28 protein-coding genes are annotated in these 25,466 nt (G+C 74.5%); 16 read left to right on the forward strand and 12 right to left on the reverse strand.

The genetic code is table 11. The features are described 5' to 3' along the window. The first annotated feature begins 4 nt into the window (after positions 1-4). A complete protein-coding gene (locus KPL60_RS01020) occupies positions 5-1,192 on the forward strand; it encodes a class I SAM-dependent methyltransferase (protein WP_226364593.1) in 1,188 nt (395 codons plus the stop codon). Here the strand turns inward: KPL60_RS01020 and KPL60_RS01025 are convergent. Further along, a complete protein-coding gene (locus KPL60_RS01025) occupies positions 1,189-1,794 on the reverse strand; it encodes a TetR/AcrR family transcriptional regulator (protein ID WP_226354997.1) in 606 nt (201 codons plus the stop codon). The two genes, KPL60_RS01020 and KPL60_RS01025, sit on opposite strands and share 4 nt — an antisense overlap. A gap of 93 nt (positions 1,795-1,887) precedes the next feature. On the opposite strand from KPL60_RS01025, the gene KPL60_RS01030 reads away from it, so the two are divergent. After that, positions 1,888-3,336 (forward strand): MFS transporter, encoded by a 1,449-nt coding sequence (locus KPL60_RS01030; protein ID WP_226364594.1) that lies wholly within the window; start codon positions 1,888-1,890, stop codon positions 3,334-3,336. On the opposite strand, the gene KPL60_RS01035 is transcribed toward KPL60_RS01030, so the two are convergent. Continuing rightward, on the reverse strand, positions 3,333-3,773 hold the full coding sequence (locus KPL60_RS01035; RefSeq protein ID WP_062399945.1) for a VOC family protein: 441 nt from the start codon (positions 3,771-3,773) through the stop codon (positions 3,333-3,335). The two genes, KPL60_RS01030 and KPL60_RS01035, sit on opposite strands and share 4 nt — an antisense overlap. 193 nt (positions 3,774-3,966) lie before the next feature. On the opposite strand from KPL60_RS01035, the gene KPL60_RS01040 reads away from it, so the two are divergent. Further along, positions 3,967-4,980: an NAD(P)-dependent alcohol dehydrogenase gene (locus KPL60_RS01040; RefSeq protein WP_226354995.1), complete on the forward strand. Its 1,014-nt coding sequence runs from the start codon at positions 3,967-3,969 to the stop codon at positions 4,978-4,980. Then, positions 4,977-5,534, forward strand: a complete 558-nt coding sequence (locus tag KPL60_RS01045) for a hypothetical protein (RefSeq protein ID WP_226364595.1) — start codon at positions 4,977-4,979, stop codon at positions 5,532-5,534. The genes KPL60_RS01040 and KPL60_RS01045 overlap by 4 nt, the downstream gene beginning before the upstream one ends. Positions 5,535-5,584: 50 nt before the next feature. Here the strand turns inward: KPL60_RS01045 and KPL60_RS01050 are convergent, their stop codons facing one another. From KPL60_RS01050 to KPL60_RS01060, 3 genes are read right to left on the reverse strand one after another with little or no spacing between them, the layout of a single operon-like run. Continuing rightward, complete coding sequence (locus KPL60_RS01050; RefSeq protein ID WP_226354993.1) at positions 5,585-6,328, reverse strand: hypothetical protein; 744 nt, start codon at positions 6,326-6,328, stop codon at positions 5,585-5,587. Beyond that, positions 6,325-7,230 (reverse strand): ABC transporter ATP-binding protein, encoded by a 906-nt coding sequence (locus KPL60_RS01055; protein WP_226354992.1) that lies wholly within the window; start codon positions 7,228-7,230, stop codon positions 6,325-6,327. The genes KPL60_RS01050 and KPL60_RS01055 overlap by 4 nt, the downstream gene beginning before the upstream one ends. After that, positions 7,227-7,586, reverse strand: a complete 360-nt coding sequence (locus KPL60_RS01060; protein WP_226364760.1) for a GntR family transcriptional regulator — start codon at positions 7,584-7,586, stop codon at positions 7,227-7,229. The genes KPL60_RS01055 and KPL60_RS01060 overlap by 4 nt, the downstream gene beginning before the upstream one ends. Positions 7,587-7,708: 122 nt before the next feature. On the opposite strand from KPL60_RS01060, the gene KPL60_RS01065 reads away from it, so the two are divergent. The 5 genes from KPL60_RS01065 (at position 7,709) to KPL60_RS01085 (ending at position 11,044) form a co-directional block, all read left to right on the forward strand. After that, entirely contained in the window at positions 7,709-8,035 is a 327-nt protein-coding gene (locus tag KPL60_RS01065; RefSeq protein WP_226364596.1) for a helix-turn-helix transcriptional regulator, read from the forward strand. Further along, positions 8,032-8,535 carry an SRPBCC family protein gene (locus KPL60_RS01070; protein ID WP_226354990.1) on the forward strand — a complete coding sequence of 168 codons (504 nt, stop codon included), beginning with the start codon at positions 8,032-8,034 and terminating at the stop codon, positions 8,533-8,535. Before KPL60_RS01065 ends, KPL60_RS01070 begins: the two co-directional genes overlap by 4 nt. Positions 8,536-8,578: 43 nt before the next feature. Continuing rightward, positions 8,579-9,526, forward strand: coding sequence for a DMT family transporter (locus KPL60_RS01075; RefSeq protein ID WP_226364597.1), 948 nt, complete (start codon positions 8,579-8,581; stop codon positions 9,524-9,526). Continuing rightward, positions 9,523-10,257, forward strand: coding sequence for a helix-turn-helix transcriptional regulator (locus KPL60_RS01080; RefSeq protein WP_226364598.1), 735 nt, complete (start codon positions 9,523-9,525; stop codon positions 10,255-10,257). The genes KPL60_RS01075 and KPL60_RS01080 overlap by 4 nt, the downstream gene beginning before the upstream one ends. A 100-nt stretch (positions 10,258-10,357) precedes the next feature. Next, complete coding sequence (locus tag KPL60_RS01085; RefSeq protein ID WP_226364599.1) at positions 10,358-11,044, forward strand: TetR/AcrR family transcriptional regulator; 687 nt, start codon at positions 10,358-10,360, stop codon at positions 11,042-11,044. 50 nt (positions 11,045-11,094) lie between these two features. Here the strand turns inward: KPL60_RS01085 and KPL60_RS01090 are convergent, their stop codons facing one another. The 4 genes from KPL60_RS01090 to KPL60_RS01105 all read right to left on the reverse strand — a co-directional run bounded on the left by KPL60_RS01090 (position 11,095) and on the right by KPL60_RS01105 (position 13,816). After that, positions 11,095-11,811 carry a hypothetical protein gene (locus tag KPL60_RS01090; protein WP_226364600.1) on the reverse strand — a complete coding sequence of 239 codons (717 nt, stop codon included), beginning with the start codon at positions 11,809-11,811 and terminating at the stop codon, positions 11,095-11,097. Continuing rightward, positions 11,808-12,668, reverse strand: coding sequence for an ATP-binding cassette domain-containing protein (locus KPL60_RS01095; RefSeq protein WP_226364601.1), 861 nt, complete (start codon positions 12,666-12,668; stop codon positions 11,808-11,810). The genes KPL60_RS01090 and KPL60_RS01095 overlap by 4 nt, the downstream gene beginning before the upstream one ends. A 166-nt stretch (positions 12,669-12,834) precedes the next feature. After that, positions 12,835-13,467, reverse strand: a complete 633-nt coding sequence (locus KPL60_RS01100; RefSeq protein WP_226354984.1) for a DedA family protein — start codon at positions 13,465-13,467, stop codon at positions 12,835-12,837. Positions 13,468-13,522: 55 nt separating this feature from the next. Beyond that, entirely contained in the window at positions 13,523-13,816 is a 294-nt protein-coding gene (locus KPL60_RS01105; RefSeq protein ID WP_226354983.1) for a Dabb family protein, read from the reverse strand. Positions 13,817-13,879: 63 nt separating this feature from the next. On the opposite strand from KPL60_RS01105, the gene KPL60_RS01110 reads away from it, so the two are divergent. Next, a complete protein-coding gene (locus KPL60_RS01110; protein ID WP_226364602.1) occupies positions 13,880-14,239 on the forward strand; it encodes a DUF1330 domain-containing protein in 360 nt (119 codons plus the stop codon). A 63-nt stretch (positions 14,240-14,302) separates the two neighbouring features. Here the strand turns inward: KPL60_RS01110 and KPL60_RS01115 are convergent, their stop codons facing one another. Together KPL60_RS01115 and KPL60_RS01120 are read right to left on the reverse strand one after the other, a co-directional pair. Beyond that, entirely contained in the window at positions 14,303-16,480 is a 2,178-nt protein-coding gene (locus KPL60_RS01115) for a 3-hydroxyacyl-CoA dehydrogenase NAD-binding domain-containing protein (RefSeq protein ID WP_226364603.1), read from the reverse strand. Between the two features lie 23 nt (positions 16,481-16,503). Further along, entirely contained in the window at positions 16,504-17,724 is a 1,221-nt protein-coding gene (locus KPL60_RS01120) for an acetyl-CoA C-acetyltransferase (protein WP_226354980.1), read from the reverse strand. A 179-nt stretch (positions 17,725-17,903) separates the two neighbouring features. On the opposite strand from KPL60_RS01120, the gene KPL60_RS01125 reads away from it, so the two are divergent. Next, positions 17,904-18,692 carry a MerR family transcriptional regulator gene (locus KPL60_RS01125; RefSeq protein WP_226354979.1) on the forward strand — a complete coding sequence of 263 codons (789 nt, stop codon included), beginning with the start codon at positions 17,904-17,906 and terminating at the stop codon, positions 18,690-18,692. A gap of 30 nt (positions 18,693-18,722) precedes the next feature. Further along, entirely contained in the window at positions 18,723-19,160 is a 438-nt protein-coding gene (locus KPL60_RS01130) for a thioesterase family protein (protein WP_073577845.1), read from the forward strand. Positions 19,161-19,209: 49 nt separating this feature from the next. On the opposite strand, the gene KPL60_RS01135 is transcribed toward KPL60_RS01130, so the two are convergent. Beyond that, positions 19,210-20,385, reverse strand: a complete 1,176-nt coding sequence (locus KPL60_RS01135; RefSeq protein ID WP_226364604.1) for a fumarylacetoacetate hydrolase family protein — start codon at positions 20,383-20,385, stop codon at positions 19,210-19,212. A gap of 151 nt (positions 20,386-20,536) precedes the next feature. Between KPL60_RS01135 and KPL60_RS01140 the strand changes: the two genes are divergently transcribed. The 4 genes from KPL60_RS01140 (at position 20,537) to KPL60_RS01155 (ending at position 25,332) form a co-directional block, all read left to right on the forward strand. Continuing rightward, on the forward strand, positions 20,537-21,103 hold the full coding sequence (locus KPL60_RS01140) for a hypothetical protein (RefSeq protein WP_226364605.1): 567 nt from the start codon (positions 20,537-20,539) through the stop codon (positions 21,101-21,103). 73 nt (positions 21,104-21,176) lie between these two features. Beyond that, positions 21,177-23,861, forward strand: a complete 2,685-nt coding sequence (locus KPL60_RS01145; protein ID WP_226364606.1) for an AAA family ATPase — start codon at positions 21,177-21,179, stop codon at positions 23,859-23,861. A 129-nt stretch (positions 23,862-23,990) separates the two neighbouring features. After that, positions 23,991-24,662: an SRPBCC family protein gene (locus KPL60_RS01150; RefSeq protein WP_226364607.1), complete on the forward strand. Its 672-nt coding sequence runs from the start codon at positions 23,991-23,993 to the stop codon at positions 24,660-24,662. Positions 24,663-24,963: 301 nt separating this feature from the next. Then, positions 24,964-25,332 (forward strand): hypothetical protein, encoded by a 369-nt coding sequence (locus tag KPL60_RS01155; protein ID WP_226354973.1) that lies wholly within the window; start codon positions 24,964-24,966, stop codon positions 25,330-25,332. The last annotated feature ends 134 nt before the right edge of the window (positions 25,333-25,466 follow it).

Below are 25,466 nucleotides of genomic sequence, written 5' to 3' on the forward strand. Positions count from 1 at the left end.
CGTCGTGGACGACGATCCGATCGCCCGGCTGGAGCGGCTCGCCGGGCCGGAGGGGACGGCGCTGCTGGACCGGCTCGCCGTCGCCGACCGGGACGGTGACGCCGCGCTCCGGCTGGGGACCGCGCTGCGCCGCGAGCACGACGCCGGGCTGGTCGCCGACGCCATGGCCCAGGCCGGGCTGCGGGACCGGGCCGCCCGCAAGTTCGCACGGGCGGCGCGGATGTGGTTCACGCGCGACGGGCTGGAGCAGGCGTCGTCGGAGGTGATCGCGCGGCACCGGGCCGCCCGCTTCACCGGGCGCGCGGTCGTCGACCTGTGCTGCGGGATCGGCGGCGACCTGGTCTCGCTGGTCGCGGCGGGCCACGACGTCACCGGCGTCGACCTGGATCCGGTGCACCTGTGGATGGCCGACCGCAACGCGGCCGTGCACGGCGGCTCGGCCCGGACGGTGCGGTGCGACGTGCGCGACGCCGACCTGTCCGGCGCCGACGGCGTGTTCGTCGACCCGGCCCGGCGCACCGGCGGCGGCCGGATGCGGACCGGCGAGTCCGAGCCGCCGCTGGACTGGTGCCTGGAGCTGGAGCGGCGGGTCGGCGCGGTCGGGATCAAGGCGGCACCGGGGATCGACCACGACACCGTCCCGCCGGACTGGGAGATCGAGTTCCTCGCGCTCGGGCGCGAGCTGAAGGAGGCCTGCGCCTGGTCCCCCGCGCTGGCCGGCGCCCGCACGCGCGCCACCGTCGTCGACGACGACGGTGTGCACGACCTGCACGGCGAGCCGGACCCGCCGGACGGGGACACCGGGATCGCGGTCGGCGAACCGGGCGCCTGGCTGCTCGACCCGAACCCGGCCGTCACCCGGGCCGGGCTGGTCTCCGCGCTGGCCCGGGCCACCGGCACCGCCCGGATCGACCCGCGGATCGCCTTCCTGACCGGCGACGACGAGCCCCCGGCCACGCCGTTCGCGCGACCGCTGCGGGTGCTCGACTCCCGCCCGTGGGACCAGAAGCGGCTGCCCCGGCTGCTGCGCGACCTCGACGTCGGCGCGGTCGACGTGCGGCGCCGCGGCCTGGCCGGTGACGTCGAGGCGATCGCCCGGAAGCTGCGCGGCCGCGGGTCGCGGCACGCCACCGTGGTGATGACCCGGGTCGACGACCGGCCGTGGGGCCTGGTCTGCGTGGACCCCCGCTAGGCGAAGCCCCGGCGGAGCACCTCGGCCAGCGTGCCGAACCGGGCCCGGTGGTCGGCCAGCACGACGTCGCGCTCCTCGCCGGCCAGCAGCCGTCGCGCGGTCCCGGCGAGGACCGCCGCGTAGCCGCCGACGAACAGCGCGGCGAGCAGGTCGCCGTCGCCGTCGAACGTCCCGTCCGCGGCGATCTCGGCGGCGAGGACACCCTCCAGCTCGGTGCCGATCTCGCGCGCCCGGGCCAGCAGCGACGGCGACGTCGCGACCGCCCGGTAGAAAGGCAGCGAGCGCGGGTCGGTGCCCGCCAGCGGGTGCCCGGCCTCGACCAGGTCGTCGACGGCGCGCCGCAGACCCGCCGGCACGTCGTCGCCCCCGGGCCGGTCGCGGACCGCCGCGCGCAGCAGCTCGGCCGCCTCGTCGGTGCGGTCGAGGAACAGGTCCTCCTTGCGCGGGAAATGGTTGTAGACGGTCACGCTCGAGACCCCGGCCTCCCGCGCGACCTCGGCGACGGTCACCGCGTCGAACCCGCGCTCATGGAACAACCGGCCCGCGACCTCCGCGATCCGCGCACGTGTCCGCGGCCCGCCGCGCGGTCCCGTCCTGGGCATCCCGACCACCTCTCTTGACTAACTAAATTTAGTCAGTTAACTTACTCGTCGTGGGCCACGCCGACCCACCACCGTCGGAGGGAGGAACCCACCGTGCACGAGCCCACGTCCACCGCGTCCCCCGGGTCGCTCCGGGCGGCCTGGCCCGCCCTGACCGGCCTGTCCGCCGTCTTCCTGTTCGAGATGCTGGACAACTCCGTCCTGAACGTCGCGCTGCCGACGATCGGGCGCGACCTGCACGCCTCGGCCACCGACCTGCAGTGGGTCACCGGCGCCTACTCCGTGGTCTTCGGCGGGCTGATGCTCGCCCTCGGCGCGCTCTCGGACCGGGTCGGCCGGCGTCGCGTCATGCTCGTCGGCCTGGTCCTGCTCGCCGCGTCGAGCCTCGCGACCGCGTTCGTCACCACGGCGGGCGAGCTGATCGCCGTCCGGGTGGCGACGGGCGTCGCCGCCGCGATGACCACCCCCGGCTCGATGGCGCTGGCGTTCCGCCTGTTCCGCGACGACGACCTGCGCGTCCGCGCGATCAACCTCATCTCGACCGTCGGGATCGTCGGCCTCGCGATCGGCCCGACGGTCGGCGGGCTCGTCCTGGCGGTCGCCCCGTGGCAGGTGCTGCTGCTGGTCAACGTGCCGATCGCGCTGCTGGCGATCGTCGGGATCGGGCGCGGCATCGCCGCCGACGACCCGGCGTCGCTGCACCGGGTGCCGCTCGACCTCGCCGGCGCCGCCCTGGGCACGACGACGATCGTGTCCGCGCTGCTCACCCCCACCCTGTTCGTCGAGCACGGCTCCGGCTCGGCGCTGCCGTGGGCCGCGGGCGTCGTCGCCGTCCTCGCCGCGGTGCTGTTCGTGCTGCGCGAGCGCACCGCCCGCCACCCGCTGCTCGACCTGGCGCTCGTCGCCCATCCGCTGGTGTCGAGCGGGCTGGCCTTCAAGGCCGCGGCCGGCCTGGCGATCGCCGGGCTCGGCTACCTGGTGACCCTGCAGCTGCAGCTCGACCTGGGGTGGAGCCCCGCGGCGGCCTCGCTCGGGATGCTGCCGCAGGTGGTCGTCCTGCTCGCGGGCGGCGCGCTGGTCACCCCGTTCGTGCGGCGGTTCGGGTTCACCCGGGCCTCGTGGGTGGGCGCGGTCGCGATCGTCGCCGGGCTGGCCGTCTACACCGGTCTCGGCACCCTCGGCTACCCCGGGATCGCCGCCGCGCTCGCCCTCACCGCGGCCGGGCTGCGGGTGGTCGGCGTCGTCGCCGCCACCAACGTGCTGCGGGGCCTCCCCGAGGAACGCACCACGATCGGCGTCGCGCTGGTCGACACCGCCTCCGAGATCACCTCCGGGATCGGGGTCGCCGTCGCCGGGACCGCGCTGGCCGCGCTGTTCACCGGGCCGCTCGCCGCCGCGGGCTGGAGCCCGGAGCAGACCGGGCAGTTCCGGACCGGGACCGTCGTCGCCGGGGCGGCGCTCACCGTGCTCGCGGCCGCCCTGGTCGGCTGGGGCGTGCTCCGCGCCCGCCGGGCCGCCGTGGCCCCGGCACCGGTCGCCTAACCGCGGCCGGGGAAGTGGATGAACTCCAGCGCGATGCCGTCCGGGTCGCGGAACTCCAGCGTCGCGTAGCCGGTCGGGTCGGTCCGGTCGACGACGCCGCCGTGCGGCACCGTGAGGCTGTCCAGCCAGGCGGCCCAGGCGTCGAGGGTCGCGCGGTCGGCGACGCCGAACGCCAGGTGGTCGAGCGCGCCGCGGGGGCCGCCGCCGTCGCCGTCGGCCGGGGCGTGCAGCTCGATCATCACCCCGGTCACGACGTCGAGGAGCAGCGCCGCCTTCTCCGACGAGCCGTCGGCGGCGTCGTGGTGCGGGAAGGTCATCGGCAGCCGTTGCAGCCCGAGGACACGCTGGTACCAGAGCGCACTGGACTCCACGTCGGTCACGGCCGCCGACACGTGGTGGAAGCCGGTGACCGCCGGTCGTTCGATGGCCGAGCCCATGGGCGTCCTTCTCGTCGCCGGCCGCCCGCGGGGCGGCCGGTCCTCCCTCTCGTCGCGGAGCAGTACACCACCGGCGGACCTCCCGGGGGCGGACGACGTCCGCCGGAATGATCGACCGTGCGCGCACCGGTACGTCCGGCGCGGTCGGCGCACCGCGTTGCCCGGCCCGGCCGCGCGTGCCACCGTCGTGCCCGTGACGACGATCGCCGAGGTGCCGGAGTCGATGCGGTGCAGCGTGCTGCGTGCCGCCGGTGAGCTGGAGGTGCAGCAGCGACCGGTCCCCCGGCCCGGCCCCCGGGAGGTGCTGGTGCGGGTGGCGGCGGTCGGCACCTGCGGCTCCGACGTGCACTACTTCCGGCACGGCCGGATCGGCGACTTCGTGCTGCGCGAGCCGATGGTGCTCGGGCACGAGCCGTCCGGGCGGATCGTCGGCGTCGGGGAGGGCGTCGACGCGGGGCGGATCGGCGAGCGTGTCTCGCTGGAGCCGGGCGTGCCCTGCCGCCGCTGCCGGTACTGCCACACCGGCGCCTACAACCTGTGCCCGGACATGGTGTTCTTCGCGACCCCGCCGGTCGACGGCGCGTTCGCCGAGTACGTGACGATCGCCGACGACTTCGCCCACCCCGTTCCCGAGCACGTCTCCGACGACGCCGCCGCGCTGCTCGAACCGCTGTCGGTCGCGCTGTGGGCGAACCACAGGGCGGGCACCGGGGTCGGGTCGCGGGTGCTCGTCGCCGGGGCGGGGCCGATCGGGCTGCTCGTCGCGCAGGTGGCGGCGGTGCAGGGCGCCGCCGAGGTCGTCGTCAGCGACCCGGACCCGGCGCGCGCCGCACTGGCCCGCGAGTTCGGCGCGACCGACGTCGTCGCACCGGGCGCCGACGTGTCCCGTGTGGACGCCTTCGTCGACTGCTCCGGGGTGCCGGCCGCGGTGCTGGGCGGGCTGCCCGCGGTCCGGCCGGGCGGCGCCGCGGTGCTCGTCGGGATGGGTGCCGACGAGATGACGCTGCCGGTGTCGATGCTGCAGTCGCGCGAGATCACCCTGACCGGCACCTTCCGCTACGCCAACACCTGGCCCACGGCGGTGCGCCTGGCCGCGTCGGGCGCGGTGGACCTGGACCGGCTGGTGACCGGGCACGTCGACCTCGACCACGTCGGCGACGCCCTGTCCCCCGACGCGTCGCAGGTCAAGGTGGTCGTCCGGCCGTGAGGACGGTCGCGGACCGGGACTGGACCGACACGGTCGCCCGGCTCGTGCACGCCGCCCCCGCCGGGCCCGCCGGGAACCGCCTGGTCACCGTGGACGGGTTCTCCGGGGCCGGGAAGTCCACCCGGGCCCGCGAGCTCGCCGACCGGCTCGGGGCCCCGCTGCTCGAGATCGAGGACCTGTGCCCCGGCTGGGACGGGCTGCCCCGGGTCCCGGCGCTGGCCCGGCGCGGGATCGGTGACCCGCTGGCGGCCGGTACGACGCTGCGCTGGACGTCGTGGGACTGGGTGCACGACCGGCCGGGACCGGAACGCACGCTGGCGCCGGCGACCGTCGTCGTACTGGAGGGGTGCGGGAGCGGCGCGGCCGCACTGGCGCCGGTGACCTCGCTGGCGATCTGGGTGGAGGCGTCGGCGGACGAGCGGGAGCGGCGGCTGCACCGACGGGCGGACTGGCCGGGCTACGCCCCGTACCGCGACGGCTGGCGGCGCGCCGAACAGGAGCTGGCCCGCTCCGGTGGCGCACCGGAACGGGCCGATCTCGTGCTGGACGGCTGAGGGCCCGGCACCACCCCCCACGAGGGTGCCGGGCCCCGCCGGGTCCTCCGTCAGGGAGTCGCGCGGCGCAGCACCAGGTACCCGGCCCCCGCCGCGACCGCGGCGAGGATCAGCGGATAGCCGGCGAGCAGCGCCAGCGTCGGCGTCTCGACGAAGAACCGGCCGAACGCCCCCCAGGCGTCCTGCCAGGTCAGGAGCATCACCCCGGCCGCGACCACCAGCACGGGCACCAGGACAGCGGCCCAGATCCCGAGCTGTCCCCAGCGCCGGAACACCGCGCCGAAGAGCACGAACACCAGCGAGAGCGTCAGCAGCGGCACCCAGTACGCCAGCACCTGGGCGACCGGGTTCGACTGGCCCATGAAGCCCATCTCGAAGAACTCGACCCGCAGGCCCCAGCCGTCGGTGGCCCGCTCGACGGCCAGCAGCACGCTGAGCCCGATCGCGCTGACCAGGGTCTCGGCGGCCACCAGCAGGACGGTGCCGAGGTAGAAGTGCCGTCGCGTGATGCCCAGGCTCAGCGCGAACGGCATCACCTGGGTCATCAGCGCGAGGTAGGTGCTGGCCAGGATGAAGAAGAACGAGGTCAGCGCGCCGGTGTAGCCGGTCGGCTCGTCGCCGCCGTTGCTGCGCACCACCCACCACACGGTCTGGTGCAGCACGAAGACGACCCCGAGGATCAGCCAGGCCATCCCGAACCGGCGGCCCCAGTTGACCGTGCCCATCCGGATCGCGGCGCGCACCCGGGCGGGCGCGGCATCGACCGGGCTGCGGTCGGCGGTGACGGCGGTCATGACAGGACCTCCTCGGCGACGCCGGCGCCCGGCGCCGCGCTGTGCTGGGTCGTACGGACGACGAGCTGCTGCAGCGAGACCGGCTCGAACTGCAGGTTCGGCTCGGTGGGGCCGGTGCGGGTCGGCGCGACCCCGGAGAGGGTGACGCGCAGGAAGCCGCCGAGGCGCTCCCGGTGCAGCTCGGTGTGGCCGCGGGCGAACCGCTCGACCGACTCGGCGGGCCCGGAGACGGTGACGGCCCGGCCGCGCAGTGCCTCGGCCTCCTCGTCGATGAGCACCCGACCCCGGTCGATCAGGACGACGTGCTCGATCAGGTCGGAGACCTCGTCGATCAGGTGCGTCGAGAGCACGACGGTGCGCGGGTGCTCGGCGAAGTCGGCGAGCAGGTGGTCGTAGAACATCTGCCGGGCGACGGCGTCGAGGCCCAGGTAGGGCTCGTCGAAGAAGGTCAGCGGGGCGCGCGAGGCCAGTCCGATGATCACCCCGACCGCGGACTGCTGGCCGCGGGAGAGCTTCTTGCAGATCCGGGTGAGCGGCAGCCCGAACTCCCCGACGAGCCGGTCGGCGAAGGCCTGGTCCCACTGCGGGTACACGCTCGCGGCGGCCCGGAGCGCGTGGTGGACCCGGTACTCGTCCGGGTACTTCAGCGACTCGCGGATGAAGCAGGTGCGGGCGAGCACCCGGGCGTTCTCGTAGGGCTGCTCGCCGAAGATCTCGGCGCGCCCGGAGGTCGCGAAGTTCTGTGCGGTGAGGATCTGCATCGCGGTGGTCTTGCCGGCGCCGTTGCGGCCGAGCAGCCCGTGGATGCGGTTCTCCTCCAGCGCGAACGTCACGTCGTCGAGCGCGGTCACGTCGCCGTAGCGCTTCGTGACGCCGTGCATGGCGATCACGTCGGTGCTCATCGGTCGTCCCCCCAGACGTCGATCATCTTCTTGAGCTGCTCGGGGTCGATGCCGAGCTTGCGGGCCTCGGTGACCAGCGGAGCGATGTACTGCCGGGCGAAGTCCTCGCGACGGCTCTCCAGCAGCCGGGACCGTGCCCCCTCGGCGACGAACATGCCGATCCCCCGTCTCTTGTAGAGCACGCCCTGCGCGACCAGCTGGTTGAGACCCTTCGCCGCGGTGGCCGGGTTGATCCGGTGGAAGGCGGCGAGCTCGTTGCTGGACGGCACCTGGGTCTCCTCCGGATAGGTCCCGTCCACGACGGCGGACGCGATGTCCTCCGCGATCTGTGCGAACAGCGGGCGTCCGTCGTCGATCACGGCGACCTCCCGGTGCCGTAGTGCAGTGGTTCGTTACTCATGTAATGAACCATAGCGGCGACGAACCGATCCGTCCAGAGGCCTACTATTTCCGCTCCAAGTTATATAAGCTCGGAGTTGTGGAAGCGTTCGACGTGCTGGGCGACCCCGTCCGGCGGCGCATCCTGGAGCTCCTCGCCGGCGGCGAGCGGACGGCAGGGCGGGTGACCGAGGTCGTCCGCACCGAGTTCGGGATCTCGCAGCCGGCCGTCTCCCGGCACCTGCGTGTGCTGCGGGACAACGGGTTCGCCACCGTCCGCGCGGAGGGGACCCGGCGGCTCTACGCGGTCGACCCGTCCGGGCCTGCTGCGGCCGAGCAGTGGCTGGCCGGGCTGCGCGGCTTCTGGGCGCACCGGTTCGACGCGCTCGACACCGAACTGGCCCGTGGATCGAGGAGGAACCCGTGACCGATACCGGAGGCCGTGCCGGGGAGGTGGTCCGCGGCACCGACGGGCGTGCCGTGCTGCGGTTCCGCCGCGTCCACGACGAACCCGTCGCCGACGTCTGGTCGGCAGTCACCGACCCGGACCGCTGCGCGCGGTGGTTCGGGCGGTGGAGCGGCGACGGGCGACCCGGCGGCACCGTCGAGCTCGTCCTGACCAGCGACGAGGACGGCGGCGGCGCCCCGTCCACCGTGCTCGTCCGGGACTGCGATCCCCCGCACCGGCTGGTCGTCGACATCCGGGAGGGCGACGGCGAGCCGTGGGAGCTGTCGGTGACGCTCACCCCGGAGGGCGGGGGCACCGTGCTCGTGTTCGAGCAGGTACTGCCCGACGGGTTCTCCCCGGCCGACGCCGGCCCGGGCTGGCACTGGTACCTCGACCGGCTCGCCGCGGTCCTGGCCGGGGCGCCGATGCCGGACTGGGAGGCGACCCTCGCGGCGACGTCGCCGTACTACCGCAGCTGAATTCGGTGCACACCGAAACGTCGGGCGCCTAGCGTCGCCTCCCGTGACGGGAACAGGGATGCGGGTCGCCGCGGCGGCCGGGGTGACCGTGCTGGCGTGGGCGTCGGCGTTCGTGGCGATCCGGGCGGTCGGCCCGGCGTTCGGCGCCGGCGCGCTCGCGCTCGGACGGCTGGTGGTCGGCGGGGCGGCGCTCACGCTCGCGGTGCTGGCGTCGCAGTCCTGGGTCCGGCCGACCGCGCGGGAGTGGCTGCTGATGGTGGTGTGCGGGGTGAGCTGGTTCGCGGTGTACAACGTCGCGCTCAACGCGGCGGAGGAACGTCTCGACGCCGGGACCGCGGCGATGCTGGTGAACGTCGGACCGATCCTCATCGCGCTGTCCGCCGGCGTCGTGCTGCGGGAGGGCTTCCCGCGCCCGCTGCTCGCGGGCGCCGGGATCGGGTTCGCCGGCGCGGTGCTGATCGGGTTCGCCACATCGGGCGCCGGTCCGGCCGGCGCCGGGGGTCCCGTGGGCGCACTGCTGTGCCTCCTGGCCGCCGCGACCTGGACGATCGGGGTGCTCACCCAGAAGCCCGTGCTCCGGCGCCTGCCGGCGGTGCAGGTCACCCAGGTCTCCTGCGTGGTCGGCGCGATCACCACCCTGCCGTGGGCCGGGGACCTGGCCGACGCCCTCGGCACGGCGTCCGGACCGGAGGTCGCCGGGATGGTCTACCTCGGGCTGGTGCCGACGGCGCTCGCGTTCGGGACCTGGGCGTACGCCCTGTCGCGGACCGACGCGGGGCGGCTCGGCGTCACCACCTACCTCGTCCCGACGCTGGTGGTCCTCATGGCGTGGCCGGTGCTCGGGGAGCTGCCGCCACCGCTGGCGCTGCTCGGCGGGGTGCTCGCGCTGACAGGGGTGGCGCTGTCCCGCCACCGGGGGCGACCGGTGCGGGAGAGCCGGGTCGCGGCAGGCGGGGTGCCGGGGTCCGGCGGGGACCGGGGCCGTCGGTGACCGGCGCTCCCGGCACGGGCGGCGTCCGCGGCTCCGGGGGCCCGATCGACCCGGCCGCCCTCGCCGCCCGGGCCGCGCTGCTCGCGGACCGGACCCGGGCCGCGTTCTGCCTCGCGCTGATCGACGGTCGCGCCTGGACCGCGGGCGAGCTGGCCCGGCACGCCGGCGTCGCCCCGTCGACGGCGTCGGCCCATCTGGACCGGCTGGTCGACGCGGGCCTGCTCGTCGCCGAGCGGCAGGGCCGGCACCGCTACCTGCGACTCGGCGGACCGGACGTCGCGCGCACGATCGAGACGCTCGCCGCGGGCACCGCGCCCGCCCCGGCGGCCCCGACGCTGCGGGCCTCGCGCGCCGCGGCCAGGCTCGCCACCGCCCGGACCTGCTACGACCACCTTGCAGGCACCCTGGGTGTCGCGCTCTTCGACGGGCTCGTCGCCGACGACCTGCTCGCGACCGGCGACGGCCTCGCCCTCACACCCGCCGGGCGGCTGTGGTTCGCCGGGCTCGCCGGACCGGATGCGCTCACCCGCCGCGGCCGCCCGGTGGTGCGGGCGTGCCTGGACTGGACCGAACGCCGCCACCACCTCGCGGGGACGGCGGGCGCGGTGCTGTGCCGGGCCCTGTTCGACCGCGGCTGGGTCGAACGCGGCCGCGACCGGCGGTCCGTGCGCCTCACGGCGTCGGGTCGCACCGCGCTCCCGGCGCTGGTCGGGGTGGCACTGCCGGACTGACGGCAGCGGAGACCCACCGGGGCGACGGCCACCGAACGAGATCACCGCTCTTCGATCAGCTCAGCGCTCGGGGAACAGACCGATGCTCTACCGTGGCCGCGTGAACGCCTCCCGCACCGCCCGCGAGCGGGCCCGCGCCGAGCTCGTCGCCGAGATCACCGCGGCAGCCCGGCGGCAGCTGGCCGAGACCGGCGCGGCCGCGTTGTCCATGCGTGCGGTGTCCCGCGAGATCGGAATGGTGTCCTCGGCGCTGCACCGCTACTTCCCCACCCGCGACGACCTGCTCACCGCCCTGATCGTGCAGAGCTACGACGGGCTCGCCGACGCCCTCGCCGCGGCCGATCCCGGCACCGGCCCGGCGGAGCACTGGCGGGCCGTCGCGCACGCCGTGCGCGGCTGGGCGCTGGCCCGTCCGCACGAGTACGCGTTGATCTACGGCTCCCCCGTGCCCGGATACCGCGCGCCGACCGACACCGTCCCGGCCGCGGCACGCGTCCTGGAGCCGCTCGCCCGCGCCCTGGGCGCCGCGCACGCCGCGGGCACCCTCCCCGAGGCGCCCGCCCCGGACCCCGCGCTCGCCGCCGACGCCGCCCGCGTCCGCGCCGCGCTGGACCTCCCTGACTTGTCCGACGGGGCCGTGCTCGCCGCCCTCACCGCGTGGACCGGCCTGTTCGGGCACCTCTCCTTCGAGCTGTTCGGCCAGTTCGACAACGCCGTCGACGCCCGCGACGCCCTGTTCGCCGGCACCGTCGAGCGCCTGGGCCGGGTCGCGGGCCTGGTCCGCTGACCGGCCCGTGAACGGGGCCGGCCAGGGCGGGACGGTCGGGTGGGACGGGGTCAGCGGCGCAGGCGGCCGGCGAGCCGGCCGAGACGTGCGCCCAGCTCGCGCAGCCCGCCGCCCTGCTCGACCCGGACCACCAGCGCCGTCGCCGCCACCGCCACCAGCAGCGCGACGACCAGGTCGCCGAACGGGCCCACCCCGAGCCGTCCGCTCCCCAGGGCCGCGGCCGCGGTCCCGACCGGCGGCAGCCACGACTGCGTCCCGGTCACCACGAGCACGACCAGCGCACCGATCAGCGCGACACCCTCGTTGCGGACCACCGGCCGGGAGAACACCGACCCCACCGCGGCGCCGGTGATCCCGCAGGCCAGGTGGGCGAGCAGCCCGTCGAGCAGGCTCCCGGTCGTCGCCGTGCCCCAGGCCGCGACCACGCCCCACACCACGGCGAGCAGCCCGAGCAGCGCCACGCCCGCCGTCGCGGCGATCAGCACGCCGGCCGCGACCGGCCAGGGGCCGCCCGCGGCGGACAGGGTGACGGTGCGGGCGTCGTCGTCCTCGGACTCGGCAAGCGCGTGCGCCAGCCAGGCCCCGACCGGGTAGAGCAACAGCGCGCTGGCCGCCCACGGCGCGGGCAGCGGGCCGGGCGCGCCGCCGAACAGCACGGCGAGGGCGCCGGCGTAGAGCACCAGCGGCGCGACGAAGCGTTCGGTGCGGCCGACGTCCTCGCCCAGCAGCATCGCCACGGCGAACGCCGAGCGCACCCGCCGCCTCACCGGCCGCCCTCCCGGGGAGCCGGGCGGACCGGCCGCACCGAGCGGACCGCGCAGCCCGCGGCGAGCGCGGCCGCCAGCCAGGCGTCGCTCTCGGGGGCGGGGACCCGCACGGTGAACCGGCCCGGCGCCGCGCCCTCGACGCGGGCCGGTGGCAGCACCCGTTCCAGCAGCGGGCGGGGGTCTCCCGCACAGGCCATGTCCAGGCGCATCATCGCCCCGGGCGGCGGAGCGGTCGGCAACGGCACGGAGTCCGGGTCGGAGGCGGTCGCGATCCGGCCCTCGCGCAGCCGGTGCAGACGGGCGCCGGGCAGACCGGCCGCGGTACCGGTGTGGTCGGTCAGCAGGGTCGGGGCGGCGCGGGCGGTGAGCAGCCGGGTCAGGGCGTCCGCGGCGTCGTCGTCGAGACCGTTCCAGGGTTCGTCGAGCACGAGCACACCGGGCTCGCAGGCCAGCGCCTGCACCAGCCCGACCTTGCGGGCGTTGCCGGTGGACAGGTCGGCCATCGGCTCGTCGTCGTCGCCGTCGTACCCGAGCTCGGTCAGCAGCACCTCGGCGCGGTCGGCGGCGTCGTCGATGTCGACGCCGCGCACCCGGGCGATGTGGTCGAGCCAGCGTCGCGGGGTCAGCTTGCGGGCGGCCGGGAACCGGTCGGGCAGGTAGCCGACGACCTCGGGGACGTCCTCGACCTCGCCCGCGGTCGGGGCGAGCGCACCGGCGGCGATCCGCAGCAGCGTGGACTTGCCCGCGCCGTTGCCTCCCCGCACGACGGTCGGCACGGCCGGGTCGACGTCGAGGTCGGCACCGCGCAGGGCGACCGCTCCCGACGGGTGGGTGTGGTGGATCCCGACCAGGCGCACCCGACCACCTCCACCGCTCGTCGCCGCCCGTGCGTGACGATCAGGTTCGCACAGCGGCGCGGGCCCACGGCCCGGCGGTGGCACGGCGGTACGGCCCGTGGCGGGACCGGTACGCAGGGCTGTCGTGATCACCCGCCCGGCGCAGCCGGGCGTCGGCTCGGCGCGTTCAGCCGGTCCCGGTCGACACCCCGGCGTCGCGGTGGCGGCGCTGGCGGAGCTTCCGCACGACCAGCCACACGATCACCGCCGCGCCGAGCACGGCGACGACCTTGCTGATCGGCGACATGTAGACCTCGATGACCTCCCAGCGCTCGCCGAGCACGAACCCGAGGTAGACGAACAGCGCGTTCCACACGCCGCTGCCGAGCGCGGACAGCGCGGTGAACCGCAGCAGCGGCATCCGGGCGATCCCGGCCGGGATCGAGATGAGGCTGCGCACGATCGGGATGCAGCGCCCGCCGAGGACGAACCAGTTCCCCCAGCGCTCGAACAGCGCGAGCCCCTTCTCCAGGTCCTTCTGGCTGGAGACGACGAACCAGCGGCGGCCGCAGAGCCGGTGCACCCGCTCGTAGCCGAGCCAGTGCCCCAGTGCGTAGAGCACCAGTGCACCGGCGACGGCACCCATCGTGGCCGCCGCCCAGACGCCGACCGGGCTCATCGCGCCGGTCGAGGCGCGGAAGCCACCCAGCGGGAGGATCACCTCCGACGGGATCGGCGGGATCACGTTCTCCAGGAAGATCAGCAACCCGATGCCGGCGGCGCCGAGCCGGTCCACGATGTCGAACACCCACTGCGTCACGCACACCATGGTGCCTGATGGGCGCGTCCGTCCTGTTGGTCCGGTTCCTCCCCGGTCAGGGCAGGCGGAACTGGATCCGCTCGATCGACGAGCAGAGCGGGGCGAACAGCTCGCGGCGGATCCGGTTGTGCTCGTCGTCGGCGTCGTAGACGCGGTAGGACTCCTCGTCGGGCAGGTCGAGGGTGAGCACGAAGTGCGCGTTGCCCTCGCGCAGCCCCAGGTCCAGGCCGGCCTTCAGGTCGAGGTCGAGGCCCTCGATCCGCAGGTCGCGCAGCGCCTGCAGCCCCTTCTCGATATCGGCCGGGGCCACGTCGTCCTTCAGCCGGCCGACCACCACGTTGCGGATCATGTCCCGGGCTCCTTCCGTCGTCGTCCGGGGCTCTCCCCCGCCGACCGACCCTAGACTCGGCCGATGGCAGTGAACCCGACCGGCGCGGACATGACGGCCTTCCTCGCCGAGGACCCCGACCAGCCGATCGTGATGCTGAACCTGCTCCGCTTCGCCGAGGGCGGCGAGGCCCGCTACGACGACTACGTCACCCACTTCCGGGCCACCGCCGCCCGGTTCGGCGCCGAGGTCGTCTACTTCGGGCGCGGGCTGGCACCGGTCGTCGCCGAGCCGGGCCAGGAGTGGGACGCGGTGCTCCTGGTGTCCTACCCGAGCCGGCGGGCGTTCTCCGAGATGGTCCGCGACCCCGGCTACCAGGAGGGGACCCACATCCGGACCGAGGCGCTGGTCGAGGCGACGCTGCAGCCCACCGTGCCCCGCTGAACGGAGCCGGAACGCACGGACCCCCGCCGGCCAGGGGCCGGCGGGGGTCCGTGTCGGGCGGGATCAGGCGGCCGCGGTGGCCGACTCCCCCTTCGCCGCGCGGTCACGCAGCGACTGCGGGACCTCGAAGCGCTCGCCGTACTTCGCCTTCAGCTCGTCGGCGCGGGCCACGAAGCCGGCCGGGCCACCGGGGTAGCCCTCGATGTACTGCAGCACACCGCCGGTCCAGGCCGGGAAGCCGATGCCGAAGATCGAGCCGATGTTCGCGTCGGCGACGGTGGTCAGCACACCCTCGTCGACGCACTTCACGGTCTCGATCGACTCGATGATGAGCATCCGCTCGGACAGCTCGTGCAGGTCGACGTCGTGGTTCGTCGCGCCGAACTGCTCGCGCAGGCCGGGCCAGAGGCCGGTGCGCTTGCCGTCGGCGTAGTCGTAGAACCCGGCGCCGGTGCTCTTGCCCTTGCGGTCGAACTCGTCGACGAGCCGGTCGATCACCGGGTCGGACGGGTGCGGGGTCCAGGTGCCACCGGCGGCCTCGACGCCCTTCTTCGTCTCCTCGCGGATCTTGCGCGGCAGCGTGAGGGTCAGCTCGTCCATCAGCTGCAGCACCGGGGCCGGGTACCCGGCCTGCGACGACGCCTGCTCGATCGTCTGCGGGTCGATGCCCTCGGCGATCATCGCGACGCCCTCGTTGATGAAGGTGCCGATCACGCGGCTGGTGAAGAAGCCGCGGGAGTCGTTGACGACGATCGGGGTCTTCCTGATCCCCAGCGTCAGGTCGAACGCCTTGGCCAGGGCGTCGTCGTTCGTGCGCTCACCCTTGATGATCTCGACCAGCGGCATCTTGTCGACCGGCGAGAAGAAGTGCAGACCGATGAAGTCGTCCGGGCGGTCGACGCCCTTGGCCAGCTCGGTGATGGGCAGCGTCGAGGTGTTCGAGCACAGGAGCGCGTCGGAGTTGATGTACTTCGCGGCCTCGCGGAACACCTCCTGCTTCAGCTCGACGGACTCGAAGACGGCCTCGATGACGACGTCGCAGCCGGCGAGGTCGGCGTAGTCGTCGGTCGGCAGGATGCGACCGAGCAGCGCGTCGCCCTTCTCCTGCGTGGTCTTCCCGCGCTTGACACCCTTCTCGACCAGACCCTGCGAGTAGGCCTTGCCCTTCTCGGCGGCCTCCTTCGAGACGTCCTTGAGGACGACGTCCCAGCCGGCGAGGGAGCAGACGTAGGCGATGCCCGCGCCCATCATCCCGGCGCCGAGCACGGCGACCTTGGTCGGCTGCCACTTCGCGGGGCCGTCCGGACGGGACTTGCCGCCGTTGATGGCGTTGAGGTCGAAGAAGAACGCCTTGGTCATGTTCTTCGAGACCTGGCCGGTCACGAGCTCCGCGAAGTAGCGGCCCTCGATCTTCTGCGCGGTCTCGAAGTCGACCTGGCTGCCCTCGACGGCCGCGGCGAGGATGTTGCGCGGGGCCGGCATCGGCGCACCCTTGAGCTGCTTGCGCAGGTTCGCCGGGAACGCCGGGAGGATCGAGGCCAGCGACGGGCTCGACGGCGTACCGCCGGGGATCCGGTACTTCGGCTGGTCCCAGGGCTGGGTGGTGTGCTCGGGGTTGGCGAGCACCCAGGCGCGGGCCTTGCCGAAGGCCTCCTCGCGGGTGGCCGCGAGCTCGTCGATCAGACCGAGCTCGAGCGCCTTGGCCGGCTTGTGCCGCTGACCCTGCGCGAGGACGTTCATGAAGCCGTTCGCGATGCCCAGCATGCGGGTGACGCGGGTGACGCCGCCGCCGCCGGGCAGCAGGCCCAGGCTCACCTCGGGCAGGCCGTAGACGACGCCCTTCGCGTCGACGCCGACCCGGTGGTGGGTGGCGAGCGCGATCTCCAGGCCACCGCCGAGCGCGGTGCCGACGAGCGCGGAGGCGACCGGGCGGCCGAAGGTCTCCAGCTTGCGCAGCTGGGCCTTGACCTCGGTGACCAGCTCGAAGATCTTCCCGGCGTCGTCCGGGCCGGCGGACGAGAGCTGCTCCAGGTTCCCGCCGGCGAAGAAGGTCTTCTTCGCCGAGGTGATGACGACACCGACGATGTCGTCCTTGTTCTTCTCCAGGTCGTCGACGACCTCCCGCATGGCCTCGCGGTAGGCGTCGTTCATGGTGTTGGCGCTGCTGGCGGGGTCGTCGAGGGTGACGACGGCGATGCCGTCGCTGTCCTTCTCCCAGCGGACGGCCTTCTGCTCACTCACTGCTTGTTCAGTCCTTCCGGGATTCAGACGCGCTCGACGATGGTGGCGATGCCCATGCCGCCGCCCACGCACAGCGTGGCCAGACCGCGGCGCAGGTCACGGCGCTCCAGCTCGTCGACGAGGGTGCCGATGATCATCGCGCCGGTGGCGCCGAGCGGGTGGCCCATCGCGATGGCGCCGCCGTTGACGTTGGTGATCTCGTGCGAGATGTCCATGTCGCGCATGAAGCGCAGGGCGACGGCCGCGAAGGCCTCGTTGATCTCGAACAGGTCGATGTCGCCGACCGACAGCCCGGCCTTGGCCAGCGCCTTGCGGGCGGCGGGCGCCGGACCGGTCAGCATGATCGTCGGGTCGGCGCCGGACAGCGCGGTGGCGACGATGCGGGCACGCGGGGTCAGGCCGTTGGCCTTGCCCGCGGCCTCGGTGCCGATCAGGGTGAGCGCGGCACCGTCGACGATGCCGGAGCTGTTGCCCGCGTGGTGGACGTGGTCGATCTTCTCGACCCAGTGGTACTTCTGCAGCGCCACGGCGTCGAACCCGCCGTCGCGGCCCATCATCTCGAAGGACGGCTTGAGCCCGCCGAGCGCCTCGACGGTCGCGCCGGCACGGATGTGCTCGTCGCGGTCGAGGACGGTCAGGCCGTTGCGGTCCTTGACCGGGATGACCGAGTTCGCGAAGCGGCCGTCGGCCCACGCCTTGGCGGCGCGGGTCTGCGACTCGACGGCGAAGGTGTCGACGTCGGTGCGGGACCAGCCCTCGAGCGTCGCGATGAGGTCGGCGCCGATGCCCTGGGGCACGAAGCCGGTGGTGTACGCGGTGTCGGGGTCCATCGCCCAGGCGCCGCCGTCGGAGCCCATCGGCACCCGGCTCATGCCCTCGACGCCACCGGCGAGGACGAGCTCCTCCATGCCGGAGCGGACCTTCTGCGCGGCGGTGTTCACGGCCTCCAGGCCGGAGGCGCAGAAGCGGTTGAGCTGCACACCGGCGACGGTGTCGGGCAGTCCGGACGCGATCGCAGCGGTCTTGGCGATGTCGCCGCCCTGGTCGCCGATCGGCGAGACGACGCCGAGCACGAGGTCGTCGATGGTGTTGGTGTCCAGGTCCGGGTGACGCTCGCGGACCGCGTCGATCAGCCCGGTCACCAGCGAGATCGGCTTGACCTCGTGCAGCGAACCGGAGGCCTTGCCCCGTCCGCGCGGTGTACGGATCGCGTCGTAGATGTAGGCCTCGGGAATCTCGCTCATCCGAACCTCTCGTGGGGTGGTCGGCACCGGGGCGGTACAGGCGGCACTGCCCCTACTTACTGGTAGCTTTTGTTACAGCAGCACTGTCACATGGGTCAAGACGGACCGGCGTCCATGTGACACGGATGATGTCACACCGGCACTGTCATATCGAGCGGACGACCCGTAACCTGCTCGCCATGTCCGCCGCCATCGACAGCTCCGCGGGGAGCCCGACCCCCGACGACGGGGATCTCCTCACCGTCGACCAGCTCGCCGAGCGGACCGGGATGTCGGTGCGCACCATCCGCTTCTACGCGAGCAAGGGACTCATCCCCGCGCCCCGGCTGCGCGGCCGCACGGGTCTCTACGACGCCGCGCACCGCGCCCGGCTGGAGCTGATCGGCGAGCTCACCGGGCTGGGCTTCACCCTCGCCGCGATCGAACGGCAGCTGGAACGGGTGCCGCTGGAGACCACGCCGGAGGAGCTGGCTCTGCAGCGCGCGCTGCTCACGCCCTGGCTGCCCGAGGTCGACGAGGAGCTGGACCGGGCCGGACTCGACCGGCGCGCCGGCCGCCGCCTGTCCGACGACGACGTCACCACCCTCGAACGGCTCGGTGCCCTGACCCGGCTGCCCGGCGACGGCCCGGCGACCGTCCGGCTGCACGGGGCGGTCGCGCTCGGCTCCGCGCTGGAGGCACTGGACTCCGGCCTGCCCCCCGAGCTGTGGAAGCGTTCGCACGACCTCATCGAGCGGCACACCGCCGCGCTCGCCGAGGACCTGATGACGCTGTTCCAGGACGAGGTCCTCCAGCCCTACCGGGACCGCGGCCGCCCCGCCGACGAGCGACGACGGCTCGCCGCCGCCTTCTCCCGGCTCAAGCCGATCACCGTGCAGGGCGTCGTCGCGGCGTTCGGGCGGGCGGTCAACCGGGCCATCCGGGAGCGCGTCGACTCCTCCGGGGGCTCCGACCGGCACGAGGGGTGAGCCCGGCCGGGTGAGTCGTAGCATCGGCCCATGGCGAGCTTCGAGTTCCCGGTCCGGGTGCGCTACCACGAGGTCGACGCCCAGGGCGTCGTCTTCAACGCCTGGTACCTGGCCTGGTTCGACGAGGCGATGACCGAGTTCCTCGAGTCCCGCGGCCTCACCTACCGGGCGATGCTCGACGCCGGCTACGACGTCCAGCTCGTCCACACCGAGCTCGACTGGCGGGCCGGGGTCGGGTGGGGCGAGGACGTCGTCGTCGCGGTGTCGACGGCGCGGATCGGCCGGACCAGCTTCGCGCTCGACTTCCAGGTCCGCGCCCTCGACGACGCGGGCGAACGCATCGTCACCTGCGACTGCCGCACCGTCTACGTGGTCATCGCCGTCGACGGCAGCGGCAAGCAGGAGGTGCCGGCGCTGATCCTGAACGCGCTCGGCGACCCCGAGCCGCTGATGCCGCTGCGCCCCTGAGCACCCCGGCGCGGATCCGGCCGGGCGTCTCCCCCACCGGCTCCGGCGGTCAGGCGCCGCGGATCCGGCCGCGGACCTCGCCGAGGGCGACCCGACCGCCCTCGCGGGCGGGCGCGGTCGCGGTCATCACGACCTCGTCGCCGTCCTCCAGCCAGGTGCGCGAGGCGCCACCGGCGAGCACGACCGGGTCGCGGCCGTTCCAGGACAGCTCCAGCATCGAGCCGAACCCGCTGCGCTCCGGGCCGGAGACCGTGCCCGAGCCGAGCAGGTCGCCGGCGCGCAGCCCGGCGCCGCCCGAGGTCAGGTGGGCCACCATCTGCTCCGGGGACCAGTACAGGTCCCTCGCGGGCGGGGACGCGACCAGCTCGCCGTTGACGTGCACGGCGAGGTCGAGGTCCAGGCCGAGCGCGGGCTCGCCCGGGGTGAGGTAGGGCAGCGGCGCGGGGTCGTGCGCGGGCAGCGGGACCCGGGCCGCGGACAGCTCCTCGAGCGGGGTCACCCACGCCGAGATCGACGTCGCGAACGACTTCCCCAGGTGCGGGCCGAGCGGGCGGGACTCGAAGAACTGGATGTCGCGGGCGGACCAGTCGTTGAGCAGCACGACGCCGAAGACGTGGTCGGCGGCGTCGTCGATCCCGACCGGCCCCGGGACCGGCCCGCCGAGGACGAATCCGAGCTCGGCCTCGAAGTCGAGCTTGGCGCAGGGACCGAAGTCCTCGGGCCCGCGCTGCCCCGACGGGCGCGCGACCGGGGTGCCGCTGACCCGGACCGTGCCGGAGCGGCCGTGGTACCCGACCGGCATCCGCCGCCAGTTCGGGGTGAGCGGGTCCTCGGCGTCCGGACGGAAGATCAGTCCGGCGTTCCGTGCGTGCTGCTCGCAGGCGTAGAAGTCGACGTAGTCGGCGACGGCGAAGGGCAGCACCGGGACCAGTCCCTCGTCGGGCAGGCGGTGCGCGGCGGCCCGCTCGTGGTCCTCGCGCCAGCCGCGCAGCCACTGGACGACCTCGCGCCAGGCCGGGGCACCGGCGTCGAGCAGCGGGGTCAGGTCGGGCGCGGTCAGCAGGTCCGGGTACGGGCCGCGCTGCGCGGTGGCCAGCGAGCCGACGTCGAGCAGGCCGCCGTCGGGCAGCGGGCAGGCGATGCGCGAGCTCCCGGGGCGCCCCTTCCCGGCGACGGCGCCGAGTGCGAGGGCGGGAACGGTCGTCGGCGGTGGCGCAGTCGTCACGGTCCCCGACCGTAGGCGATCCGGCGACGGCGTGGGTGTGGGAACTCGCCGCGGTTGTCACGCGTTCGACCGGTGTGCCCGGTCCGTCCGGATCGGACACGTACCGACACACCACCGGGAACGCACCCGGAACGCAGGAGGACACCCGCAGATGGGTCTGCTCGACAAGCTCAAGGAGCGCCTCACCGGAGGCGCGCAGGCACAGCCGCAGCAGGACTTCGGGGGCGCGCCCCACCAGGGCTACGGCCGGGCGCAGCAGCAGGATCCCGACCAGCAGGCGATCGAGCGCTACCGCTACATGCTCCGCACCGCCCCGCCGGAGCAGGTGGAGCAGGCGCACGCGGAGGCCTTCGCGAAGCTCACCCCCGAGCAGCGGCAGGCGGTGCTGAACGACGTCGGCGCGCAGGTCCCCGAGGCCGAGCGGGCGCGGTCGACCGACCCGCAGGAGCTTGCGCGGATGGCGACCCGCGCCGAGATGCGCAACCCCGGCACGATGGAGCGCTCGCTCGGCGGCGGCCGTGGCCCGGGCATGGGCGGGATGATCGCCGGGTCGCTGCTCGCGGGTGTCGCGGGCGCGTTCATCGGCACGGCGATCGCCGGCGCGATGTTCGACGACGCCGGTGCCGGTGAGGACGTGGCCGCGGCCGAGGAGCCCCCGGCCGAGGATCCCGGCTTCGACGACGGCGGCATGGACATGGGTGGTGACTTCGACTTCTGAGGTCCCCCGGCGGGGACGCGCGGGCACCGAGCCCGCGCGTCCCCGCACGGGCGACGCATTAGCGTGGGCGCGTGTGGACGTCGGCACCCCTCCCGCGCTCACGGGCAGGCGGAGCGAGGCCCGGCGCCTCGAGGAGCTGATCGGCGCCACGCGGGCGAGGACGGGCGGCGCGCTGGTCCTGCGTGGTGAGGCGGGCATCGGCAAGACGGCGCTGCTCGACCACGCCCGCCGGGCCGCCACCGGACTGCGGGTGATCGACGCCGAGGGTGCGGAGTTCGAGTCGGAACTGCCCTTCGCCGCCCTGCACCAGCTGTGCGCACCGGTGATGGCGCATCTCGACGACCTGCCTGCCCGGCACCGTGAGGCCCTCCGGATCGCGTTCGGCCTGGCCCAGGGTGAGCCCGACCCGTTCCGCGTCGGGCTGGCGGCCCTGGAGCTGCTGGCGTCCGCGGCGCGGGACCGCCCGTTGCTGTGTGCGGTCGACGACGCGCAGTGGCTCGATGTGGCGTCGTCGCGGGCGTTGGCGTTCCTCGCCCGACGCGTCGCCGCCGAACCGGTCGCCCTGCTGTTCGCCGTCCGCCTGCCCGTGGCGGGAGGCGAGCTCGACGAGCTGCCGGGGTTCGTCGTCGACGGGTTGAGCGACGCGGACGCGCGTTCCCTGTTGGCCGCCGGGAGCTACGTGATGCTCGACGACCAGGTGCGCGACCGCCTGCTGGCCGAGGCACGCGGCAATCCGCTGGCCCTGCGCGAGCTCCCCAGGGCCGGCGGCTTCGCTCCACCGGACGCCTCGTCGGTGCCGAGCCGGATCGAGCGCAGCTTCCGGGCCAGGTCGGCCGGGCTGCCGGCCGACGCACAGCTGTTGCTGACCGTCGCCAGTGCCGACCCGACCGGCGATGCGGCTCTGCTGTGGGCCGCCGCGCAGCGGTTGGCCATCGACGTGCCGCCGGCCGGCACGGCCGCGGCCGCCTCCGGTCTCGTCGAGTTCGGCACCCGCATCCGCTTCTGCCATCCGCTGGCCCGGTCCGCCGTGTACCGGGCCGCGGGCGCCGAGCAGCGCCGGGCGGCCCACCGGGCGCTGGCCGAGGTGGTCGAACCGGCCATGGACCCGGACCGGAGGGCGTGGCACCGGGCCCAGGCCTGCGCCGGTCCCGACGACGAGGTCGCCGCCGAGCTGGAGCGCTCGGCGTCCCGCGCGCGCTCCCGTGGGGGCGTCGCAGCCGCTGCGGCATTCCTCGAGCGTGCCGCGGCCCTGTCGCTGGACCCGGCCGAGCGGGTCGAGCGCACGCTCGAGGCCGCCCGGGCCACGCTCGAGGCGGGTGCCACGGACACGGCCGCGGAGCTGCTCACCACCGTCGACGACGCGGTGCTGGACGAGACCCGGCACGCCACCGCCGACCTGCTGCGCGGGCAGGTCGCCTTCGTCCGCCGCCACGACGGGGACGGCCCGTCGTTCGTCCTGCGCGCCGCGCGACGGCTCGCGGACCTCGATCCGGCCCGGGCCCGGGACTGCCTGGTGGACGCCCTCGAGATGGCGCTCGTCGTCGGCCGGGCCGGTGGCGTGCTGGACCGGGTCCTCGACGCGGCCGGGCCGGCGCGTCCCACACGCCCCCCGGACGTCCTGGACGCGCTGACGCTGCTGACCACCGACGGACACCGCGCCGCGGTCCCGCTGCTGCGGACCGTCCTCGACGGCGACGACGGCCCGCTCTGGACCCACCGCCCCGCGCTCGCCTCGGTACTGGCGGTGGAGCTGTGGGACCCCGACCTGCACGGGGAGATCGTCGAGTGGCTGGTCAAGTCCGGTCGCCAGTCCGGGTCGCCGCTCGTGCTGCGCCTCGGGCTCGCGCTGACCACCTCCCACTCCGCGTTGACCGGTGACATCGGGCAGGCGATGGCCGCGATCGCGGAGGAGGCGGCGATCGCCGACGCGGTCGGGCTGCCGCCGGTGCTCTACCCGCGGCTGTACCTGGCGGCGATGCGGGGCCGCCGCGGGGAGGCCGACGAGGTGTTCCGGTCCGCCGCCGCGGAGGCCGAAGCGGACGGCGGTGAGCAGCTCGTCGTGACGGCGGACTGGGCCGCAGCGGTCCTGAACAACGGCTCGGCCGACTACCCGGCCGCACTCGCCGCGGCCCGGCGGGCCGTCGCACACGACGATCTCGGACCCGCCGCCTTCAGCCTGCCCGAGCTGGTGGAGGCGGCCGTGCGCTGCGGCGAGGACGACACCGCCGCCGCCGCGCTGGAGGCGTTGACCGAGCGCACCGAGGCCGCGTCCACCGGGACCGGGCTGGGCATCGCGGCGTACGCGCGTGGCCTGGTGACCGGCGTCGAGGGTCACCACCGGGAGGCGATCGAGCTCCTGGCGGACAGCCCGCTCCTGCCCTACCGCGGACGGGCCCACCTCCTCTACGGCGAATGGCTGCGGCGCGAGGGCCGCCGCCGGGACTCCCGCGAGCAGCTGCGCACCGCCCACGACCTGTTCTCCGGCGCCGGGATCGAGGCGTTCGCCCGACGGTCCGCCGACGAGCTGCGGGCCACCGGTGAACGGGCCCGCAAGCGGTCCGGGCACGGCTTCGACCAGCTCACCATGCAGGAGATGTCCATCGCCCGGCTGGTCGCCACCGGAGCGACGTCCAACGAGGTCGCGGGCCGGCTGTTCCTGAGCCGGCGCACCATCGATGCGCACCTGCGCAACATTTTCCGCAAGCTGGACATCACCTCCCGCCGTCAGCTCCGGGACCGGCCGGACATCCTCAGCTGATCGGGGACCGGGCGGCCGGTCCGGAGGAACCCTCCGCGGAGCGCGTAGGTAACTCTTGCCGACGCGATGCCCGTGCTGCGTGGGAGACGGTCTGTCCGTACCGGCTCCACGGCCCCCACGGAGGATCTGATGACCACGTCCAGCAGCCCACGCGCAGCGACCCGGTGGGCGGTCCCGCTCGTCGTCACGGCCGTGATCGGCGTGGCCGCCTGCGCACCGGCGGCACCGCCGGCGCCGGCAGCTCCCCCCACGACCACGGCCGCCGCAGCCCCGGGGCAGACCAGCGGGCTGACCTGCGACGGCGCGGGTGTCGACCCGACGGCGACCATCCGCTACGGCTCCGAGCGACTGGTCAAGGCGCCGCTCGACAGGGTCTGGGACCTGCAGACCGACGTCGAGCGCTACCCGACGTGGCAGACGGCCGTGTCGACCATCGAACGGCTCGACGGGGACCGCCCGCTGCAGCCCGGCTCGCAGTTCCGGTGGACGACGCCGATCCCCGCCACCCCCGCCACACCGGCCACGACGCTGACCGTCACCTCCAGCCTGCAGCAGGTCGAGAAGGAGAGCTGCCTGCGGTGGACGGGGCCCGCCGTCGGCACCGGCCTGAACATCGACGAGGGCACCCACGTCTGGACCTTCACCCCGGCGGACGGGGGCGTCCTCGTGCGCACCGAGGAGACCTGGACCGGCGCACAGGTCGAGGCCGACGTCCCCCTGGCCACCTCGGCGCTCGGCGCGGGACTCGAGACGTGGCTGGACGAGCTGACGACAGCCGCCGAGGGTCCCGCTCCCCGGTGAACGCCCGACCATCGACAGCGCGAGTACGTGCCGACACCACGAGAGCGAGACCGTTCATGTCGACCATCCGCACCTCCACCACGTCCACACGGGCCGCCCCGGCTCCCTGGGCGGACCGCATCGGCCGGGGCCTCATGGTTCTCGACGCGCTCGCCACCCTCGTCGCGTTCGCAGGGGGGATCGTCGTGGTCACGACGGCCGTCGCCTACGTGCTGTGCCGCGCGTGGCACGGCTGGCGCGACGTGCACGTACGCACGGCGCAGACGTCGGATCACCACCCGACTCACACAGGATGTGCACCATGAGTACGCCACCCGACGCCCCGCCGGTCGGCCCGTCCCGCGTCGCCCTGATCTCGGCGTGGGCGTTCCCGGTCTTCGTCGTCGGCGGTTTCGCACTGATCTCGGGCCTGCCCGTGATCGCGGCCGTGATCTCCGCGGTCCGCGGTCGCTGCGCACGTGCGCAGCGTGTCCTGACCGCCGTCATGGCACTGGCCTACCTCATCCCGCTGGCATCGTGGCGGTTCTCCTCGAGCGAGGCGCCCAGCCTGACCACGTACCTGAGCCCGACCGCCACGGCGGTGGTCGTCGCGACCGGGGTCCTCGTGGCCGTCGCGCTCACGGTCCTCCGCTTCCGGTCGCGGGGCGCCGCCGGCCGGGCAGCGGCGTGACCGTCCACGTGCATCCAGCCGGACCGGAGCGCCGACCGGTGGCTGCGACCGGCGATCGCAGCCACCGGTTCCCCCACATGCCGAAACATCTGTTGCAGGGCCGGAGCCGACCTGGCACCGTCCGGTCACCCATG

It is taken from the genome of Pseudonocardia sp. ICBG162 (assembly GCF_020496225.1).
Lineage (GTDB): Bacteria > Actinomycetota > Actinomycetes > Mycobacteriales > Pseudonocardiaceae > Pseudonocardia > Pseudonocardia alni.